The 18,417-nt window shown below is 64.3% G+C and carries 14 protein-coding genes and 1 tRNA gene; 6 read left to right on the forward strand and 9 right to left on the reverse strand.

Annotated elements, in window-relative coordinates; all coding sequences use genetic code 11:
- The first annotated feature begins 73 nt into the window (after window positions 1-73).
- On the forward strand, window positions 74-3,133 hold the full coding sequence (locus ACP7BY_RS03755) for a TonB-dependent receptor (RefSeq protein WP_137902790.1): 3,060 nt from the start codon (window positions 74-76) through the stop codon (window positions 3,131-3,133).
- Between the two features lie 60 nt (window positions 3,134-3,193).
- Here ACP7BY_RS03755 and ACP7BY_RS03760 read toward each other — a convergent pair whose 3' ends face one another.
- On the reverse strand, window positions 3,194-4,708 hold the full coding sequence (locus ACP7BY_RS03760; protein ID WP_033966053.1) for a tryptophan halogenase family protein: 1,515 nt from the start codon (window positions 4,706-4,708) through the stop codon (window positions 3,194-3,196).
- Window positions 4,709-4,729: 21 nt separating this feature from the next.
- The gene (locus ACP7BY_RS03765) at window positions 4,730-6,172 is read right to left on the reverse strand and encodes a glucoamylase family protein (RefSeq protein ID WP_171010516.1); all 1,443 of its coding nucleotides are present in this window, start codon (window positions 6,170-6,172) and stop codon (window positions 4,730-4,732) included.
- Between the two features lie 117 nt (window positions 6,173-6,289).
- Between ACP7BY_RS03765 and ACP7BY_RS03770 the strand changes: the two genes are divergently transcribed.
- Complete coding sequence (locus ACP7BY_RS03770; RefSeq protein ID WP_137902792.1) at window positions 6,290-7,660, forward strand: MFS transporter; 1,371 nt, start codon at window positions 6,290-6,292, stop codon at window positions 7,658-7,660.
- Here ACP7BY_RS03770 and ACP7BY_RS03775 read toward each other — a convergent pair.
- Window positions 7,644-9,920 carry a glycoside hydrolase family 3 N-terminal domain-containing protein gene (locus ACP7BY_RS03775; protein ID WP_137902793.1) on the reverse strand — a complete coding sequence of 759 codons (2,277 nt, stop codon included), beginning with the start codon at window positions 9,918-9,920 and terminating at the stop codon, window positions 7,644-7,646. The two genes, ACP7BY_RS03770 and ACP7BY_RS03775, sit on opposite strands and share 17 nt — an antisense overlap.
- 130 nt (window positions 9,921-10,050) lie before the next feature.
- Here ACP7BY_RS03775 and ACP7BY_RS03780 point away from each other — a divergent pair, with 130 nt between their 5' ends.
- Entirely contained in the window at window positions 10,051-11,058 is a 1,008-nt protein-coding gene (locus tag ACP7BY_RS03780; protein ID WP_033966054.1) for a LacI family DNA-binding transcriptional regulator, read from the forward strand.
- Between the two features lie 19 nt (window positions 11,059-11,077).
- Here the strand turns inward: ACP7BY_RS03780 and ACP7BY_RS03785 are convergent.
- Both ACP7BY_RS03785 and cpdR read right to left on the reverse strand, forming a co-directional pair.
- Window positions 11,078-11,152 (reverse strand) — tRNA-Val (locus ACP7BY_RS03785).
- A 77-nt stretch (window positions 11,153-11,229) separates the two neighbouring features.
- Window positions 11,230-11,607 carry a cell cycle two-component system response regulator CpdR gene (cpdR, locus tag ACP7BY_RS03790; RefSeq protein ID WP_033966056.1) on the reverse strand — a complete coding sequence of 126 codons (378 nt, stop codon included), beginning with the start codon at window positions 11,605-11,607 and terminating at the stop codon, window positions 11,230-11,232.
- Window positions 11,608-11,718: 111 nt separating this feature from the next.
- On the opposite strand from cpdR, the gene ACP7BY_RS03795 reads away from it, so the two are divergent.
- Window positions 11,719-12,567: an N-formylglutamate amidohydrolase gene (locus ACP7BY_RS03795; RefSeq protein WP_137902794.1), complete on the forward strand. Its 849-nt coding sequence runs from the start codon at window positions 11,719-11,721 to the stop codon at window positions 12,565-12,567.
- Between the two features lie 169 nt (window positions 12,568-12,736).
- Here ACP7BY_RS03795 and ACP7BY_RS03800 read toward each other — a convergent pair whose 3' ends face one another.
- The 3 genes from ACP7BY_RS03800 to ACP7BY_RS03810 all read right to left on the reverse strand — a co-directional run bounded on the left by ACP7BY_RS03800 (window position 12,737) and on the right by ACP7BY_RS03810 (window position 15,606).
- Complete coding sequence (locus ACP7BY_RS03800; protein WP_126847912.1) at window positions 12,737-13,297, reverse strand: cytochrome b; 561 nt, start codon at window positions 13,295-13,297, stop codon at window positions 12,737-12,739.
- Between the two features lies 1 nt (window position 13,298).
- Window positions 13,299-14,069, reverse strand: a complete 771-nt coding sequence (locus ACP7BY_RS03805) for a SapC family protein (protein ID WP_126847910.1) — start codon at window positions 14,067-14,069, stop codon at window positions 13,299-13,301.
- A 61-nt stretch (window positions 14,070-14,130) separates the two neighbouring features.
- Window positions 14,131-15,606: an FAD-binding oxidoreductase gene (locus ACP7BY_RS03810; RefSeq protein WP_033966061.1), complete on the reverse strand. Its 1,476-nt coding sequence runs from the start codon at window positions 15,604-15,606 to the stop codon at window positions 14,131-14,133.
- On the opposite strand from ACP7BY_RS03810, the gene ACP7BY_RS03815 reads away from it, so the two are divergent.
- A complete protein-coding gene (locus tag ACP7BY_RS03815) occupies window positions 15,562-16,149 on the forward strand; it encodes a hypothetical protein (protein ID WP_249340850.1) in 588 nt (195 codons plus the stop codon). The two genes, ACP7BY_RS03810 and ACP7BY_RS03815, sit on opposite strands and share 45 nt — an antisense overlap.
- Window positions 16,150-16,244: 95 nt before the next feature.
- On the forward strand, window positions 16,245-17,705 hold the full coding sequence (locus ACP7BY_RS03820) for a DEAD/DEAH box helicase (RefSeq protein WP_126847908.1): 1,461 nt from the start codon (window positions 16,245-16,247) through the stop codon (window positions 17,703-17,705).
- Between the two features lie 55 nt (window positions 17,706-17,760).
- Here ACP7BY_RS03820 and ACP7BY_RS03825 read toward each other — a convergent pair whose 3' ends face one another.
- Window positions 17,761-18,399, reverse strand: a complete 639-nt coding sequence (locus ACP7BY_RS03825) for a glutathione S-transferase family protein (RefSeq protein WP_033966047.1) — start codon at window positions 18,397-18,399, stop codon at window positions 17,761-17,763.
- Window positions 18,400-18,417: the final 18 nt, after the last annotated feature.

Here is an 18,417-nt window from a genome sequence, read left to right on the forward strand (position 1 = left end):
AGCGCGGCGATTCGATTTGAAGACGGACAGACAAAAATAACAGGGCGGCACCGCGCCGATTAGGGGAGATGAAATGAACAAGCTGATGAAGGCGAGCCTGCGTGCGGCGCTGGCAACCACCGTTCTGGGCACCGGGACGCTCATTTTGGCCGCGCCCGCCGCCGCGCAGACCACCTCGACGGTCCAGGGACATATCGATGGTGCCGCCGCCGGCACGACGGTGACGCTGACCGACGTAAATACCGGCCATCAGGACACGACCAAGGTCGACGCCAACGGCAATTACGTCCTCGTCGGCTTGCCGCCAAGCACCTACCGCGTTTCCTCCGGCGGCCGATCGGCCGAGGTAGTGGTGCCGTTGGGTCAGGCCGTCACCGCCGATCTGCTGGCACCTGCGGACGACGCAGCGGCTCCCGGCAAGGACATCGTCGTGGTCGGATCGCGCGCGCGCGACGTCCGGACAGCGACCGTCAGCACCAACATCTCGCGGTTCCAGCTCGAAAATCTGCCGAACGGCGATCGCAACTTTCTGAATTTCGCAGCGCTCGCCCCGGGCGTCACCGTCTCCCCGCCGACGCTGGGCGGCAAGGCGCGCCAGGTCCAGGCGGGCGGCATCAATTCGGATAACACCAACACCTTCATCGACGGCATCAGCATCAAGAATCTGGTGAACCACGGTGGCACGGTCGGGCAGAACCTATCCTCGGGCAACCCCTTCCCCGCCTCCGCAGTCGACCAGTTCGACGTCCAGACGCAGAACTTCAAGGCCGAGTTCGAGCAGGCGGGCTCCGCCGTGATCTCGTCGGTCACCAAGACCGGCGGCAACAGCTTCCACGGCGAGATCTTCGGCGAGTGGCAGCCCAAGGCCTTCATCAGCCAAAATTACGATGACCGCCCCGGCCATCTCAACAACGCCACCGCGCCGTACAAACCGAAGCCCAATTTCGACACGAAATATTACGGGGCCGACCTTGGTGGTCCGATCATCAAGGACAAGCTGACCTTCTTCGTCGATTTCGAAGGCACGAAGAAGACATTCGGTGCCAACGACATCAATGTCTATAGCGGCAATCTGGCGGCGCTGGCCCCGGCGGCGCAGACGTACGCCCAAAGCGCAAGGTCGCAATATAATGGAAGCTTCCCGGCGACGTTCGACGAGAAGCTGTATTTCGGCAAGCTGACCTTCTACGCAACGCCGCAAGACACGATCAACGTCAGCGCGTTCATTCGTGACGAGTCGAATCTCCAGATCAACGGTGGCGCGACGACGGTCGAGGCATCGACCAACAATCGCAACAATGAACGCCGCTATCAGCTCACCTGGAATCACCGGGGCGAGGGCTGGCTGAACGAATTCATCTTTGCGCGCGATGCTGCCGCGAACGGTGCCATCCCCAATGTCACGGGCCCGTCCTCCGTCGTGACCTTCAATGGCGGTGCGACCACGCCCAACGTCGGCGATTCCCGCGTGCTCATTCTGGGCGGGACCAACTTCGCCCAGGACGATCACCAGTATCAGACGCTGTTCAAGGACAACGTCACCTTCTTCGGCGGCCCGCACACCGTGAAGGCCGGTATCAAGCTCAACTTCACCAAGCTGCAGCGGCTTGAGGACAATAACGGCTCGGGCACCTTCTTCTACGACGCCAATTCGTTCTTCGGCCTGGGCTCGGCGAGTACGAAGGCCCCCTATGCCGCGACCATCAACACCGCCGTCGTCAGCCCGGTTACGGCGAACAACACCGAAATCGGCGGATTCGTACAGGACGATTGGCGGCCCAACGACCATTGGTTGATCAGCGCCGGCTTGCGTTGGGACTATGAATCCAATGCGGTAAACAACGACTTCGTGACACCTGCGGGCATTGCGGCCGCGTTGCGGGCCTATCCCGGCTGGAAGGCGGCTGGCATCAACCCCGACGACTATATTTCGACGGGCCACAACCGGAAGCCCTTCCTCGGCGCGTTCCAGCCGCGCCTTGGCATTTCCTATGACGTGAAGGGCGACCGCGATCTCGTCTTCGTCCTGGGTGGCGGGCGCTATTATGACCGCTCGCTGTTCATCGACTCTGCGATCGAGACGATCAAGGACCAGTACGAATCGGTCGTCACCATCAACACGCCCCCCAATTGCACGTTGGGCACGCCACGCTGCGTGACGACGATTCCGACCAATGTCGACCAACTGCGCGCGCTCGCCGCGGCGCAAGGCGGCGAGGTGCACCTGCTCAACAACCGGACCAAGATGCCTTATTCGGATCAGGTCAACTTCGCGGTCAAGAAACGCCTTGGGGTGATCAACACGTCGGTCACCTTCGCCTATATCAAGTCGCACAACATCTATCAGGAGCTGATCGGCAACCGCAATCCGGACGGCAGCTACAGCCCGGGTGGCAATCCGGTCTATGTCTATAACGGCGTGCCCTATGCGGCCGGGATTTTCTACGGCACGGCTGCGATCAACACCGCGCCGCTGCCCGGTTATGGTAGCATCTTCATCGGCAACAGCGACGGCAAGGCCCATTATGCCGCAGTCTATCTGCAAGCCGACAAGCCCTATACCGAGCGCTCCGGCTGGGGCTTCAGCACGACGCTGACCATCTCGAGCTCGCGCTCGAACGATACCCGCAACGGTGCCTCGATCGGCGATCCGTTCAACTTCGACGCACCGACTATCGGGGCGCAGGGCTATGGTGATTCGAGCGGTCTGGAACGCTGGCGCTTTGTCGCTACCGGCACGGTCAAGCTGCCGCTCGACATCCGCGCCACCACCTTCGTCACGCTGTCGTCGGGGCCCTCTTACGGCGGCGTGCTGTGCAATATCCCCACCACCGCCCCCGGCGGCGGCGGCTGCTACACGACCAACTTCGGCATCTACCGGCCCGGCGGAATCGGATATAAGAACGTCGACTTCAACATCGCCAAGACGTTCAAGATGCAGTACGCGCATGGCCACGAGCTGACGGTCTATTTCCAGGCGCTCAACGCCTTCGACTTCGTCAACCGCAACTATTCGATGTGGGGCGGCGGGTTCCAGAACGTCGGCGGGGCAGGACCGACCGGGGCCTATGATACGGGCTCGGTCGCGAGCCAGGGGCGCAACTTCAAGGTCGGCGCGCGATATAAATTCTAACCTGAAATCCGGAACGCTTTGTCACCCCGAGGATATCCCCGGGGTGACGATGCGACCGGATCAGGCCGCGATCGGCGGTGCCTTGCAATGGCGGGCGATGAAGGCGGCGTGATCGGGCATGGCGGCGGCGACGTCAGCGGTGACGTCCGCGACATCGGCGAGAAAGTCGCTTCGCACTTCGGCCGACACCATCGCCGCATTGGGGTCGCATCCCATCGCAAACCCCTGCCCCAGCAGAACCTGGACCCAGCTTTCGACCCGAAACAGCTCGGCTGCGGCGCGTTTGTAGAAACGGCCCGACGAGGCGAATAATGCCAGCCGTTCGGCAAGGCTGTCCGGGATCGCCATGTGCTTCAGATAACGCCAATAGGGCGTGTCCTCGCGATCGGTCACCTTGTAATGTGCCACGATGAAGTCGCGCACGTCGGTAAATTCGAAATCGTGTTGGCGATTATATTCCGCGATGTCCGCTGCGGCGAAACCGCGATGCGGAAACAGGCCCAGCAGCTTGGTGATGCCGGTGTGGATCAAGTGGATGCTGGTCGATTCGAGCGGCTCGAGAAACCCCGCCGACAGGCCGATGGCGACGACGTTCTTCTCCCACGCCCGATGCCGCTTGCCCGGACGAAACCGGATGGCGCGTGGATCGGCGAGCGGCTTGCCGTCAAGATTGGCAAGAAGCAGCGCGGCCGCTTGGTCGTCGCTGATGTGCGCGCTCGAATAGACATGCCCGTTGCCGGTGCGGTGCTGAAGCGGAATCCGCCACTGCCAGCCGGCCCCGCGTGCCGTCACACGCGTATAAGGCGTCAACGGTGCCACCCGCTCGCATGGGACCGCCAGCGCACGATCGTTGAGCAGCCAGTGGTTCCAATCCTCATAGCCGACGCCGAGCGCATCGCCGATCAGCAGCGCGCGCATACCCGAACAATCGACGAACAGGTCGCCATCGACCGCACGGCCATCGTCGAGCACGAGCTGCGCAACATGGCCGCTTTCGCGATCGCGGGTCACATCCACGATCTTTCCCTCGATCCGGATGACGCCATTGGCCTCCGAACGACCACGCAAATAGCGCGCGAACAGCGACGCATCGAAATGATAGGCATAGTCCAGTCCGCCGAGCGGCGAACCCGGGCTGCGCGGATCGGGATACCTGAACTTGTTTTGCATCGCCGCGACGCAATTGAGCGCATAGGCGTCGAATGGTGCCCTCGTCTCGCAGCGCTCGCCCAGCCATAGCTGATGCGGGTGCAGCCACATAAAATCGTGGCCGATGCGACCGAAGCCGTGAAAATAGCGATCCGCGCCGCGATGCCAGTCGACGAAGTCGATCCCGAGCTTGAAGGTCGCCTGGCTTGCGCGCATCATCTCGATCTGGTCGATCCCCGCCAGATCATTGTAGGTACGGATCGATGGGATTGTCGCCTCGCCCACGCCGATGATCCCGATTTCGTCGGATTCGATCAGCCGGATCGTGTAGCTGCGGAACACGTGGGACAGCAGCGCCGCACTCATCCACCCCGCAGTCCCGCCGCCAACGATAGTGATCGTCCGTAGCGGCGCGTTAGCGTCCATGCTGCCCTCTCCCCTGCCGGTTTATGCGGCGAGCCATCCGCCAGTGAAGCCGGCGCGCTGCAACCCCAGGCGGATCGGGCCCGAGCGTCGCATCGTGCGCCAGATGAAATCCTCCTTCGCATTCGCGATCGCGCCAAGGATCGGTCCTTGATCGATACCGAGATAATTGCGCGAAACCCAACCGCGCGCCGGGTCGACGACGCCAAGCTGCACCGGCTTGTCGCTCCAGCGAAAACTCGGGTTGAAGGCGTCGTAAAAGCCGTAGTCGCCATACAGCCACGGGCCATAGCGCGCATGCATCGCCAGCGTTGCGGGAACCACGATTTCCGGCGCGAAGGCAAGCGAGCCGATTGCGGCGGTCGGCGCGATCGTGCCGTCGTCATAGCCATCGGGCTCGTCGATCGGCCCGCGCGCCGAATAGGAGCGGAAGCTGCGCTGGGTGCCCTTGAAATCATGCTCGACATCGGCCGGGCCGACACAAGCGGTCAGTCCCCAGACGTCCCGCGAATAACCGTCCCATCCCATCGGATTGCGGATCGCGTAGCTGCGCTGCGCCCAGGTTTCGCGTCGGCTGTTCTCGAAATAATCAAGCCCCGCCGCACGCATCGCGGCGTCGCGGATCCCACGGAAGTCGATCCACATTTGGCTATACTGATGCCCGAACATCGGGGCGAACGCGAGCCGACGCGTGTCGCCGCTACCGCGCCAGCACTGCGGGTAAGGCGCGCACCAGGCGTCCCAGATATTCGCCGCGACCGGGTGTGTGGGCGACCCGAGCGCGAGCAGGTTGACCATCATGCCTTCGTTATAACCATCCCAGCTGCGCGCGATGAAACCCTGGCCGGGATGCCAGCCCATCGAAATCGCCGCCGCGCCACGACGGAACCACTCCCAGTCGGCGCGGGCGTAGATCGTCCGGGCGAGACGACCGATCTCGCGCTCGTCGGGATGGTCCTGGTCGAAATATTCGGCGGCAAACAGCATGCCGAGGAACAGCATCGTGCTGTCCACCGACGACAGCTCGACATCGCCATACCGCAGGCCGCTGTCCATGTGCAGGAAGTGGTAGAAGAATCCCTGATGACCGGTAACGCCGTCGGCCGCCGGACCCTGCGGCGCGCGATCAAAGAAGCGCAGCGTCGCCAGCGTCCGCGCACGTGCGGCGGACCGGCTGATCCAGCCGCGCGCCACACCGATCGGATAGGCTGTCAGCGCAAAGCCGACCGCTGCGATGCTGCAGAAAGCGGGATTGGGCCAACTATCGGGGACCAGGCCGTTTGCGGGATTGCCAGTGTCCCAGAACCAGCGGAACGTGCGGTGTTCGAGATCGTCCAACAAGGCGGGCAGCGGAGTTGCCCCCGTCGTGCGCTTGGGCCGTCGGCCTGCCAGCGCCGCCGCCCGATCTGCCGCAAGTCCGCCGACCGCAAGGAGCGCGGTGGCGCTGAAGCAACGACGATCGATCAATTGGCCTCTCCATGCTGTGCAGGGGTGATGCATCAGCCGCGGCCCCGATGTAACCGGTTACAGATGGTGGTCAAGCGAAATGCGGATCGATCCGGGCGATGTGCTATCGCCTCGTGAATGGCAGATTCGGTTCCTCCCGCGCCACAGCTTTCCTGGCCCGCACGACTGCGTTTTGCCTCGGGCGATTTCGCCTGCAATCTGTATTGGCAGAGTTCGAGCCTCTTCCTGTTCTTCTATTATACCGACGTGCTCCATCTGGCCCCGCAGGTTGCGGGCCTGATTGCGATGCTGGGTTCGGTGTGGGACGGAATGGCCGATCTGCTGACCGGCATGTGGGTCGAGCGTGGGCGCGGCAGCTATGCCCGGACGGTCGGCCTGGGGGCTGTTCCGCTCGGCCTGGCGTTCCCACTGCTGTACCTGGCACCGCCATTTCACGGAGCGCTATTTCTCGGGGCATTGCTCGTCGCCCAGTTCGTGTTTCGCTCGCTCTACGCGCTGGTGAACATCCCTTACGCCGCGTGGAGCGTGCGGATCAGTAGCGACAGCCGCGACCGCGCAGCGATCGCGGGGCTGCGGATGGTCTTCGGCACCGTCGCCGTCGTCGTGGTGTCGCTCGCGACCGAGCGCATTTCGCTCGCCGTGTCAGGCAGCCTGACCAGCACGAAGGGGCTGCTAAGTGCCGCCGCCGTCTTCTCGCTGGTCGCGACGCCAGTGCTGCTCCATGTCGCTCGCGGCACCCCCGCCCGCGCAGGCTCGCCGCGGCGCGACAGGCCGCATGCCTCGCTGCGCGACGGCCTGCGGACGCTTGCGACCAATTACGCGTTCGTCACGCTGTGCACCGCGATGATGTGCGTCGCGGTGGCAACGACGATGATGACCCGCTCGGTGCTCTATTACTTCACCTATATCGTCCACGACGAGTCTGCGGGGACGACCGCGCTGGCGCTGATGGGTGTGGCCGGGGGCCTGACCGTGCCCTTGTGGATGGTCGTGCGACATCGGATCGGCAGCCGCGCACTGTGGCTCGGTGCCGTCGCCCTGGCGACCGTAGCCAGTATCGCCTTTGCGTTGAGCGATGATGGTGCGGCGTGGCGTGCGGACCTGTTCCTGGTGACGATGCAGGCGGCGCTCGCCGCGTTCAGCTTCGTCTTCTGGGCGATGCTGCCGGACACGGTGGAATATGGCGAATATCATGGCGGTGTCCGCGTCGAAGCACTGTCGTTCGGCGTCGCGGCGTTCCTGCAGAAGGTCTCGATCGGTGCCGCGACCGCGATCACCGGTTTTGCCTATGCCGCCATTGGCTATGCCCCCCAAGTGCCGCAAACACCGCACGTCCTTACCGGCATCCGTTGGATCATGGTCGCAGCCCCGATCATCGGCTGTATACTGTCGGCGCGCGCAATGGCGTCGAACCCGCTGCGGCGCGACACCCATCGACGGATTGTCGCGACGCTGGCGCAGCGAACAGACGCTACGCCGCCAGCGTGAAGGTACCCGAAACGCCCTCCGCTTCGGCCGATGGCGCGATCCAGACCCGGAACGCGCCTGGCTCGACCGTCGGCTTCAGGGACTCGCCGACGAAGGCCAGATCGGACCGCCGCAGCGTGAAGCTGACCTTCTCCGACTTGCCCGGTGCCAGCGACACGCGCCGATAGCCCTTGAGCTGCCGCACCGGGCGCGTGATGCTCGCCGCTATGTCGTGGATGTAGAGTTGAACCACTTCGTCCACCGCGACCTTGCCGGTGTTGGTGACGGTCGCCGAAAGCATCAGGGTACCATCCCAGGCCAGCGTGTCGCCGTGGTCAATCTCCAGTGCGGCATAGTCCACGTTCGCGTACGTCAGGCCGTGCCCGAACGGAAACAGGGCCGAATTGGGAATGCCGCGATAATGCGCCTTGAACGGCGCCAGCGGGCCGTCAGGATTGGGCCGCCCGGTCGATTTGTGCGCATAATAATAGGGCACCTGACCGGGCGCGCGCGGGAAGCTCACCGGAAGTCGTCCCGAAGGGCTGGCATGGCCGAACAGAATCTCGGCGATCGCCGCCCCCCCTTCCGAGCCGAGGAACCACGTCACCAGGATCGCAGGCGCTGCGAGCACCGCGCCATCCAGCGCCAGCGCACGGCCGTTCTTGAGCAGAACGACAATCGGCTTGCCGGTGGCCGCGACGGCTTCGGCCAGGGCCTGCTGTGCGGCGGGCACCACGATCTCGGTGCGCGCCTGTGCTTCGCCGGACATGTCTTGCCCCTCGCCGATCGCGAGCACGACGATGTCGGCCGCATGCGCGGCCGCCACCGCCGCTGCGATTCCGCCGTCGAGCGGCGTTTCGATGCCACACCCCTGCGTGACGGTGATCTGCGCCTGACGCCCGGCGAGCGCGCGCACCCCCGTCGCGAGATCGATTGCCTCAGCATCCGAGCCATAGACGTTCCACGGTCCGATCAAGTCGTGCTGCCCCGCCGCGAACGGCCCGATCAGCGCGATTTTCCGGTTTTGTGGCAGCGGCAGCAGTGCACCATCATTCTTGAGCATGACGATCGACCGCCGCGCCGACTCACGCGCCACCGACCGATGCGCAGGAGTGCCGATGCGGGCCGCTTCGCGCTGCGGATCGATGCGGCGGAAGGGATCGGCGAACAGGCCAAGCGCGACCTTGACGCGCAACACCCGGCGCACAGCCTGATCGAGCCGCGCCATCGGCACCGCGCCGGACGTCACCAGATCGGGCAGATATTTGAGATAAAGCGCGCTTTGCATGCTCATATCGACCCCGGCGAGGAACGCCAGCCGCGCCGCGTCGCGCGCATCGGCGGCAAAGCCGTGCGCGACCAGTTCCTCGTCGCCAGTATAGTCGGACACCGTCAGCCCGCTAAAGCCCCATTGGTCGCGCAACACGTCGGTCATCAGCCAGTGATTCGCGGTCGCCGGCACCCCCGCAACTTCGTTGAACGCCGCCATCACCGACAGCGCGCCGGCGTCGAGCGCCGCCTGAAACGGCGGGAAGTAGACCTCCCGCAAACTGCGCTCCGAAATGTCCACCGTATTGTAATCCAGCCCGCCCTCGGCCGCGCCATAGGCGGCGAAATGCTTGGCACAGGCCACCACGGCGTCGTTCGCGGTCAGCGCATCGCCTTGGAAACCGCGCACCCGCGCGCGCGCCATGTCCTCCCCGAGCAGCACATCCTCGCCCGCGCCCTCGACGCCACGCCCCCAGCGGGCATCGCGCGCAATGTCGACCATCGGCGCGAAGGTCCAGTCGATCCCGGCTGCAGACGCCTCGACCGCCGCGACGCGCGCGGTGCGTTCGGCAAGCGCGGGATCGAAGCTCGACGCTTCCCCAAGCGGTACCGGGAAGACGGTGCGGAAGCCGTGGATCACGTCGGCGGCGAAGATCAGCGGAATTTTCAACCGGCTGGCCATCGCCGCGCGCTGCATTTCGTGCGCCATCTTCGCACCATTGCCGTTGAACACGCCGCTTAGGCGGCCCGCCTTGGCGTCGGCGAGTTGCGACGCATACCCACCGGTCGGTGTGATCGGGTTGAGCCGATTGGCGGCTCCCCCGGCCCAGGCCGCGGCCATCAGCGTGAGCTGTCCGGCCTTCTCTTCCAGCGTCATCATGCCGATCAGGGCTTCGACTGCGGTCGGCAGAACGCCTTCGCCCAGCGTCGCGATCAAAGCCTGTGCCGGAGACGCCCGCCACGCCAGCGCAGCCGCGCCGCCAAGCATCAAGCTACGTCGCGAAACCTGCATGTTATCCACCTCAATCCTCCCGATTTCGGTCTTGGTACAGTGATGTAACCGGTTACAGCAAGAGCCTTGCCGAATTCCCCCATTCGTGGTGCAAGCGTGGCCCAACGAACGGCTGGAGATTGCTCCCCTTATGGCGCACGCCACCATCCGCGACGTCGCCCGCGCAGCGAACGTTTCTATCGCGACCGTGTCGCGCGCACTGAACGGCCACGGCAACGTCCGCGCAAACCTGCGCGAGCGGGTCCAGAGCGTGGCAGCCGCGCTCGGCTACGTGCCGCACACCGGCGCGCGAAGCCTCAGCCTCGCGCAAACCAACGCGATCGGCGTGATGCTCCCCGACCTGCACGGAGAATTCTATTCTGAAGCGCTGCGTGGCATGGACGGCGAGGCATCGGCCCGCGGGCTGCAATTGCTGCTGTCCAACATGCATGGCGACCGGCGGGGAACCGAAACGTTGCAGTTTATGCGGGGACGCGTCGACGCGCTGATCCTCATGGCCCCCGATATCGACCCCGAGCGGCTGCTGACGCATCTGCCGACAAGCTTGCCAACCGTTCTCATCAGTTGCCCGGACGTAGCGGCGGATCATCCGCAGTTCCGTATCGACAACGCCGCCGGGGCCGACGCGATGGTCGAGCATCTGATCGCTTCCGGGCGACGACGGATCGTTCATTTGTCCGGCCCCCGTGGCAACCGCGACGCCGAGGAACGCATCGCCGGCTACCGCGAGGCAATGGCCCGGCACGGCCTCAGCCCGCGAATCCTGACCGGCAATTTCGAAGAGGAAACGGGCACGGCGGCGGCACTGCAATTGATCGCGGATGCGGAACGCGCCGATGCCTTGTTCGCCGCGAACGACATGATGGCAATTGGTGCGATGGTGGCATTTCAACGCGCCGGACTGGCGGTTCCCGACGACATCGCAGTGGCGGGATTCGACGACATTCCCCTCGCGCGTTTCGTAACACCCGCGCTCAGCACGATGCGCGTCGGGATCGCCGAGATCGGTGCGGAGGCGGTATCGCGCATTGCCGCGATCCTCGCCGGTGAAACGGACACCGACGTCCGGCGCATCGTGCCCCAGATCATCGCCCGGGCCAGCACATTGGCGAAAACAGAAAAGGGCCGCCAACTCTGAGAGTTGACGGCCCTTTTAATGGTGGGCGTGGCAAGGATTGAACTTGCGACCCCTGCGATGTCAACACAGTGCTCTACCACTGAGCTACACGCCCACTTCGCCGTGGCGATGCCTAGCGAGGGGCGGCCTTTAACGAAGGCTTGGCCGTCGCGCAAGCGTCTCCTGCACGATTTAAATATTGTCGCTCACGCGTTCATGCTCGAACATGCGATCGACCTCGAGCACAAGATCCCGCAGGTGAAACGGCTTGGACAGCACGCGTGCCTGCGGCATCGTCTTGCCCGCCTTCAGCGTCACTGCGGCAAAGCCGGTGATGAACATCACCCGCAGATCCGGCAACATGTCCCCCGCCTTCTGCGCAAGTTCGATGCCGTCCATTTCCGGCATCACGATATCGGTCAGCAGCAGGTCGAAATGCTCGGTCTCCAGCAAGGGAATCGCCGCTGTGCCACGATCGACCGCCACCACTGCATAGCCGGACCGTTCAAGCGCACGAGTCAGATATTCGCGCATCACGCGATCATCTTCGGCCAGCAAAATGCGTATCATTCCAAAATCCCGCCTCGCAGCCTCGCTGCGCTTTACCATCCTTTCCTATGCGCAAAGCCCTTAATATTTTCCAGCCGGATCGCTGCGTGGCTTGTGCTACAAAGGGAGGAGATGACCGCTCCGGAATGCGCCTTCGACCGCTTTGGCGATGATCCGCCGCTCAGCCCGATCGTGCTGTCGGTACCGCATGCCGGGCGCGACTATCCACTTGCGCTACGGGCGGCGCTGCGGGTTCCCCTTGCTGCCGCAACGGTGCTGGAAGACCGCTATATCGATGCCGTGGCGCTGGCCGCGCACCGCGATGAAGCGCTGTTCGTGCAGCGTCGAGCGCGCGCCTGGATCGACCTCAACCGTTCCGAGCAGGAACGCGATCCCGCAATCGACGAAGGCGCGGCTTGGACCGCAATGCCACACGCCTCTGCCAAGCTGCGCGGCGGGCTGGGGCTCGTGCCGCGACGAGTCGCGGGGGCCGGGGAATTATGGCGGCGTCGGCTTGACGCCAATGACGTCAACGCCCGCATCCGCAACGACCACCGCCCCTATCACGCCGCGCTGGCATGCGCGCTGGCCGCAGCCCGGGCGCGCTTTGGCACCGCCGTGCTGCTCGACATCCATTCCATGCCGTCGCTCGGACCGGACCAACCAAGACTGGTCATCGGGGATCGGTTTGGGCGTAGTGCCGGTACCCGCTTCATCGCGGCAGTCGAGGCCGCGGCGCACCGACACAGTGTTAAAACCGCGCTAAACACCCCATATGCCGGGGGCCATATCCTCGATACCCACGCACGGCCCGCAAACGGGGTGCATGCCATCCAAATCGAATTCGACCGCAGCCTCTATCTCGATCCTGCAGGGGATCGCCCAGGCGATACGCTTCCGGCGGTGGCGCGAATGTTGCGGGATATGATCGACGCGCTGGCCGATGAGGCCGCAACCCCGCTATCGATTGCGGCCGAATAAAAAACCACCGCGTGCAATGCAGCACGCGGTGGCCAAGGTTCAGGGAGGAGGCACCCTGAAAGGGTGCCGCGCGGCCCCGCGAAAGGGGGGAACACGAAGCCGCGTGCAACAGATATAGGTAAGAGGTTTTCGCGCTTCAAGGGCCAAATTTCGGCCGGATCAGCGGAGCCTATTTCGGTCGCGCCAACGCCGGAATCATCCGCGTGAGCGTACCGTCGCGCAACACGAAATGGTGACGCAGCGCGGCACAGACATGGAGTACGATCAGCCCGACCATTGCATATCCAAGCAGGCCGTGCGCGCTATGGGCCGCCCCGCTGGCTGCCCGGGAAATCGGGAGCGCTGGTACGTCGAACACGCCCAACCACGAAAACGCGACGCCGACCGGCTTGCGCGATACCAGCATCCAGCCGGTGATCGGCAATGCCAACAGCAAAAGGTAAAACGCGCCGTGGGTGAGCCCGGCAACGGCGCGTTCCCACGCCGCCGATTTCGCGGGCGGCGGCGGCGGGCGATACACCAGCCGCCACGCCACCCGCGCGACCGTCAGCACCAGCACGCACAGCCCGATCGCCATGTGAAAGGGGATCGCCCCTCTCACCCCTTCCAGCAGCGAGTCATGCAACAGCCCGATCACCAGATTGACCAATACAAGCGCGGCGACGATCCAGTGCAACCAGACCGCCCCGCGCGTATAATGGTCCAGCACGATGATCGCGCTGCGCGTCATCTTAGTCGATCAGTTGCGGGACGGGGGCCTTGCCCAATTTGACCTGACGGTCGAACACCTGCGGCAGCGTCGAGAGCGAGAACAGGTGCGCGTAGAGCAACGGCAACAGGCCCGACTTCTGAATCTTGCGCAGTTGGTCGCCACGCAGTTCGTTGAGCTTTTCCTCGTTCACCATCTGGAAGCCGCGATAGATGAACGGCTTGTCATTGCCTTCGATCTGCAGCGTAACCTCGCCTTCCATCAGCAGGTCCAGTTCGCGAAGCTCGTTCATGAAGTTCGCGGTGCGCGCGCCCGCCTGCTCGAACTGCTCGTTGAAGGCGAGGATATTCTGCACGATCTCGGTCGGCTTACCGTCGGCGAACAGCGGCTCGCCCTCGTCGAACGTGCCGATCGTCTCGCCCGTCGGGTCGAAGCACAGCGACAGTTCTTCGGCATCGGGGCGCAGCCGCGCCAGCATGAAAGGATAGCGGCGCACATACGCGGGCACATAGACCTGATCTTCGGTCAGCTTGCCATCGTCGCCGATGAACACGTTGACGCCCTCGTTCAGGCCCATCAGCGCGATCGGGATCGCGTCGTCGCCGCTGGTGAAGACGATCGGCAGCGACCGCTGTGCCGCAACGAATTCATCCACCGTAATCGGAATGGCGTGCTGGCCGACCAGGAAAGTAGCCCGGTCCAGGGCGCGAAAACGGAAGGCAGCGTGCGCTTCGCTCGAAAGAGGCTCGAGCGCGTTGTAGAACAGCGGAAGGGATTGCGGCGCGCTGGCCATCAGAAATTCTCCATCGACTAAGATAAAGCACGCGGCTTGCTATGCCTGATGGCCGCTGGCTCTATGGTGCGCGCGGCGTTTCTGCAAGGCCGAGCAATTTGCCGGGATTCATCAATCCCTGCGGATCGAGGCCCGCTTTGATCGCGCGCAGCGACGCCAGGCGCGCGGGCGAGGACAAACGCTCCAATTCCGCCCGCTTCATCTGTCCGATACCGTGTTCGGCCGAAATCGAACCACCCGCTGCAACCACCAGATCATGGACGAATCGCGTTACGTGCGGCGCATCCTCCCCATACCAGCGGGTTGCGTCGGCCCCCATTGGAGCGCGGACGTGGAAATGCACGTTGCCGTCGCCCAGATGCCCGAACGCCGTGGCGTGTGTGCCGGGGAAGCGCGCCTCGGCGGCGGCGGCGGCCTCGACCATGAAACGCGGCATCGTCGCCACCGGGACCGAGATATCGTGCTGCACTGCTGGTCCGCTGGCCCGTTCAGCCGCAGACAAGGAATCGCGGATGCGCCAGAACGCTTCCGCTTGCGCTTCCGATGCTGCGATCGTCGCATCGGCAACCAGGCCATCGGCCATCGCGGCACCCAGTTCCCGCTCCAGCAATATGGCGGGCGATTCGGCTACGGCATTGGCGGTTGTCGCCTCGATCAGCACGTGCCACGCATGCTGCCCGGTCAACGGCGCACGTGTGCCGGGAATGTGGTCGAGGACCAGCGCCAGCGAATCACCCGGGATGATCTCGAAACTTTCGATCGAATCGCTTGTGCGCTCGAGCCGCCGCAGCAAAGCCAGCGCCGCCTCGGGATCGGGCACCCCGGCCCACGCCGCCGCCCGCTGCAGCACCGCCGGATAAAGGCGCACGGTCACCGCCGTGATGATGCCGAGCGTCCCCTCGGCCCCGATCAGCAGATGGTCGAGATCGTAGCCGCGATTATCCTTCTTGAGCGCAGCCAGCCCGTCGAGAATCTGCCCGTCCGGCAGCACCGCCTCGACCCCGGCAACCAGCCCGCGCATGGTGCCAAAACGCAGCACCTGCGTGCCCCCGGCATTGGTCGACGCCAATCCGCCAATCGTGGCACTGCCGCGCGCGCCAAGCGTGAGCGGAAAGCGCAAGCCATGCGCGGCGGCGGCGGCGTGGAGATCCGCCAGAATCACCCCGGCCTCCACCACCGCCAAGCCGGCGGCCGGATCAATCGACCGTATGCGATTCATCCGCCGCAAGGACAGGATCAGCGCCGACCCGTCGGAAGGGGGCGTAGCGCCGCCCACCATCGACGTGTTGCCCCCCTGCGGCACCAGCGGCACCCGATATTCCGCGGCGAGGCGCATTATATGGGCGACGCCCGCGGTACTATCCGGCGACAAAATCGCGGGAGTGCGGCCGTGAAAACGCCCGCGCCAGTCGGTCAGCCACGGCGCGATGTCCTCCGCGTCCGTCGTCACCGCCTTTGCCCCCAGTACCGCCTGGGCTGCGTGGATGACCTTTTGCTGGGCGGAGGTGGCATTGCCGGGCGGGAATGGGGCATTCATCATTCTTTTGCCCTACCATCCGCATGGTCAGACGCCAATTCATCCGGCATTCAACCATTCACGGTAACGCTGGCCTTTATCTTTATGCCCAACTTCGCCCTTCCCGCTTCATTGCTCCTTGCGCTCGCGTCGACCAGTTCGGCCGCGATGGCGCATAGCGATGGCGTTGCGCTGGCCCAGTTGACCATTCACCAACGCATCATAATCCGCATTCCACGCGTCCTCGGCGGGCCTGCGTCTCGGCGTTCGGAACCCGCACCACCCCGCGTGACTGAGAAAAAAGGGCCGAAATGCGTGGCTATGGCAGCGGTGGAGGGTGCGCTTATCTCGGGCGACGACAGCGTTGATCTGATCCTCATCGACGATACGCGATTGCGCGCGCGGTTCGACAACAAATGCCCGGCGCTCGATTTCTATTCGGGCCTTTACCTCAAGGCCACACCCGACGGCATGGTCTGCGCCGGACGAGACTCGATTCGCGCGCGATCGGGCAGCGCCTGCCGAATTGACACTTTCAAGCGTTTGATCACCAGGAACAAGTAGAACGTCCGCGTTTACCTTGACATTTCGCCCCTGATCGGCAAGCGCTTTTCAACCGTTCGCGGGCGCTTCGCCCGGGCGCTTTTTCCGGATACCGCATGACTTTTGCCGATCTCGGCCTTTCCGACGAACTCCAGCGCGCCGTCAACGAGTCCGGCTATACCGAGCCGACTCCGATCCAGGCGAGCGCGATCCCCTCTGTGCTGATGGGCAAGGACTTGGTCGCCATCGCGCAGACGGGCACGGGCAAGACCGCCGCCTTCGTGCTGCCGATGATCGATATTCTCGGTGAGGGCCGATCGCGCGCGCGGATGCCACGCTCGCTGATCCTCGAACCGACGCGCGAACTGGCCGCGCAGGTCGCCGAGAATTTCGAGAAATACGGCAAATATCACAAGCTTTCGATGGCGTTGCTGATCGGTGGCGTGTCGATGGGCGACCAGACCGCCGCGCTCGAAAAGGGGGTCGATGTCCTCATCGCGACACCGGGTCGCTTGATGGATCTGTTCGGGCGCGGGAAAATTTTGCTCACGGGCTGTTCGATGCTGGTGATCGACGAGGCCGACCGGATGCTCGACATGGGGTTCATCCCCGATATCGAGGAAATCTGCACCAAATTGCCCAAGACGCGGCAGACGTTGCTGTTCTCGGCAACGATGCCGCCGCCGATCAAGAAGCTGGCCGACAAGTTCCTCGACAATCCCAAGACGATCGAGGTCGCGCGGCCCGCGACCGCCAACGTCAACATCAAGCAGTGGCTGGTCAACGTTTCCGCCGCCAAGAAGCGCGATACACTGATCTCGCTGTTGCGGGCGGAAGACGTGCAGACCGGTATCATCTTCTCCAACCGCAAGACCACGGTGCGCGAACTAAACAAGGCGCTGCAGCGCGCGGGCTTTGCCTCGGGTGAGATCCATGGCGATATGGAGCAGGCGCAGCGCATCGCCGAGCTCGATCGTTTCAAGAAGGGCGAGATCAAGATCCTCGTCGCGTCCGACGTCGCGGCACGCGGCATCGACATCAAGGGCGTCAGCCACGTTTTCAACTATGACGCGCCGTGGCACCCCGACGATTATGTCCACCGCATCGGTCGTACCGGCCGCGCGGGCGCGACCGGCATCGCCTTCACCTTCGCGACGCCCGACGACGCCGAAAACATCCAGAACATCGAAAAACTGACCGGTCTGAAGATCGAGCGCTACGAGACCGGCACCGCCCCCGCTGCCGACGACACGCCAGAAGCGCCGCGCGAAGCTGCCCCGAAAACACGCCGCCGTCCCAAGGCTGCCGCGAAGGTCGCGGTGCCCGTCGTTGAAGCGGAGGAAGCGCCATCCGAGGTCGACCGCCCTGCCCGCCCGCCACGTCCGCCGCGCGCCGAACGCCCGGCGCGAGAGGCACGCGCACCGCGCGAAGATCGCCCCGCCCGTACCAGCCGCCCGCCGCGTAGCGCGCCCGCCGAGCGCGCAGAACCGCTGGAGCCAATCGATGCGGTCGACGATGGCGGTTGGAACGGCCCGATGCCGAACTTCCTGCTGGCCAAACTGACGCTGACCGACTGAGCGTGTCCACCGCCGCGCGGCGGTGGACACGCTATCCGGCGGTGGAGTGCGGCCGTTACGCCGCCGATGCCGGTGTCGGTGTCGGCATCAGCGCGTTATCGATCTCGTTCGCGCGCTGATAGGCAGGCCGCTCCTGCACGCGCGCAAGATAGTCCTCAAAGGCCGCGCGCTTGGGCAGCGACCCGAATTGCACGCCCCAGGCCACTTGCGACCCGGCATAGACATCCGCTGCCGTAAAGGTGTCGCCCGCGAAATAGCGATGCGCCGACACCGCCTTTTCCAACGTATCGACTGCCAGATCGTACGATCCGTACCCCGCCATGCGTTGCTGCGAATCGGTCGGCGTCACGCCAAGCGACCGGTTGGTGATCGCATGTTCGAGTGGCCCCGCCGCGAAGAACAGCCAGCGATAATAGTCCGCCCGCGCCGTCGTCGGCGGGGCCAGCCCGGCCTCGGGAAAGGCGTCGGCGAGATAGGCGCAAATCGCCGCGCATTCGGTAACAACATGCCCGTGATGGACGATCGCAGGCACTTTCCCCATCGGGTTGACCGACAAATACGGCTCCCCCTTCATCGTCGTGGCATAATCGAGCAGCACCGTTTCATAGGGTGCGCCGACTTCCTCGAGCATCCAGCGCGCGATCCGGCCGCGCGACATCGGGTTGGTGTAAAAGGTCAGGTCCGCCACGATCATTCTCCCCCAGATATCGCC

Origin of the sequence: Sphingomonas sp. PSPC2-2 (assembly GCF_049897725.1) — a bacterium.
GTDB lineage: Bacteria > Pseudomonadota > Alphaproteobacteria > Sphingomonadales > Sphingomonadaceae > Sphingomonas.

Coding starts and splice junctions, on each gene's coding strand:
- ACP7BY_RS03795 (WP_137902794.1), top strand. CDS start 11,719: ATGACCGCTCCGGAATGCGCCTTCGACCGCTTTGGCGATGATCCGCCG.
- ACP7BY_RS03805 (WP_126847910.1), bottom strand. CDS start 14,069: ATGGCCAGCGCGCCGCAATCCCTTCCGCTGTTCTACAACGCGCTCGAG.
- cpdR (WP_033966056.1), bottom strand. CDS start 11,607: ATGATACGCATTTTGCTGGCCGAAGATGATCGCGTGATGCGCGAATAT.
- ACP7BY_RS03760 (WP_033966053.1), bottom strand. CDS start 4,708: ATGGACGCTAACGCGCCGCTACGGACGATCACTATCGTTGGCGGCGGG.
- ACP7BY_RS03755 (WP_137902790.1), top strand. CDS start 74: ATGAACAAGCTGATGAAGGCGAGCCTGCGTGCGGCGCTGGCAACCACC.
- ACP7BY_RS03800 (WP_126847912.1), bottom strand. CDS start 13,297: ATGACGCGCAGCGCGATCATCGTGCTGGACCATTATACGCGCGGGGCG.
- ACP7BY_RS03775 (WP_137902793.1), bottom strand. CDS start 9,920: ATGCAGGTTTCGCGACGTAGCTTGATGCTTGGCGGCGCGGCTGCGCTG.
- ACP7BY_RS03810 (WP_033966061.1), bottom strand. CDS start 15,606: ATGAATGCCCCATTCCCGCCCGGCAATGCCACCTCCGCCCAGCAAAAG.
- ACP7BY_RS03770 (WP_137902792.1), top strand. CDS start 6,290: ATGGCAGATTCGGTTCCTCCCGCGCCACAGCTTTCCTGGCCCGCACGA.
- ACP7BY_RS03825 (WP_033966047.1), bottom strand. CDS start 18,399: ATGATCGTGGCGGACCTGACCTTTTACACCAACCCGATGTCGCGCGGC.
- ACP7BY_RS03820 (WP_126847908.1), top strand. CDS start 16,245: ATGACTTTTGCCGATCTCGGCCTTTCCGACGAACTCCAGCGCGCCGTC.
- ACP7BY_RS03780 (WP_033966054.1), top strand. CDS start 10,051: ATGGCGCACGCCACCATCCGCGACGTCGCCCGCGCAGCGAACGTTTCT.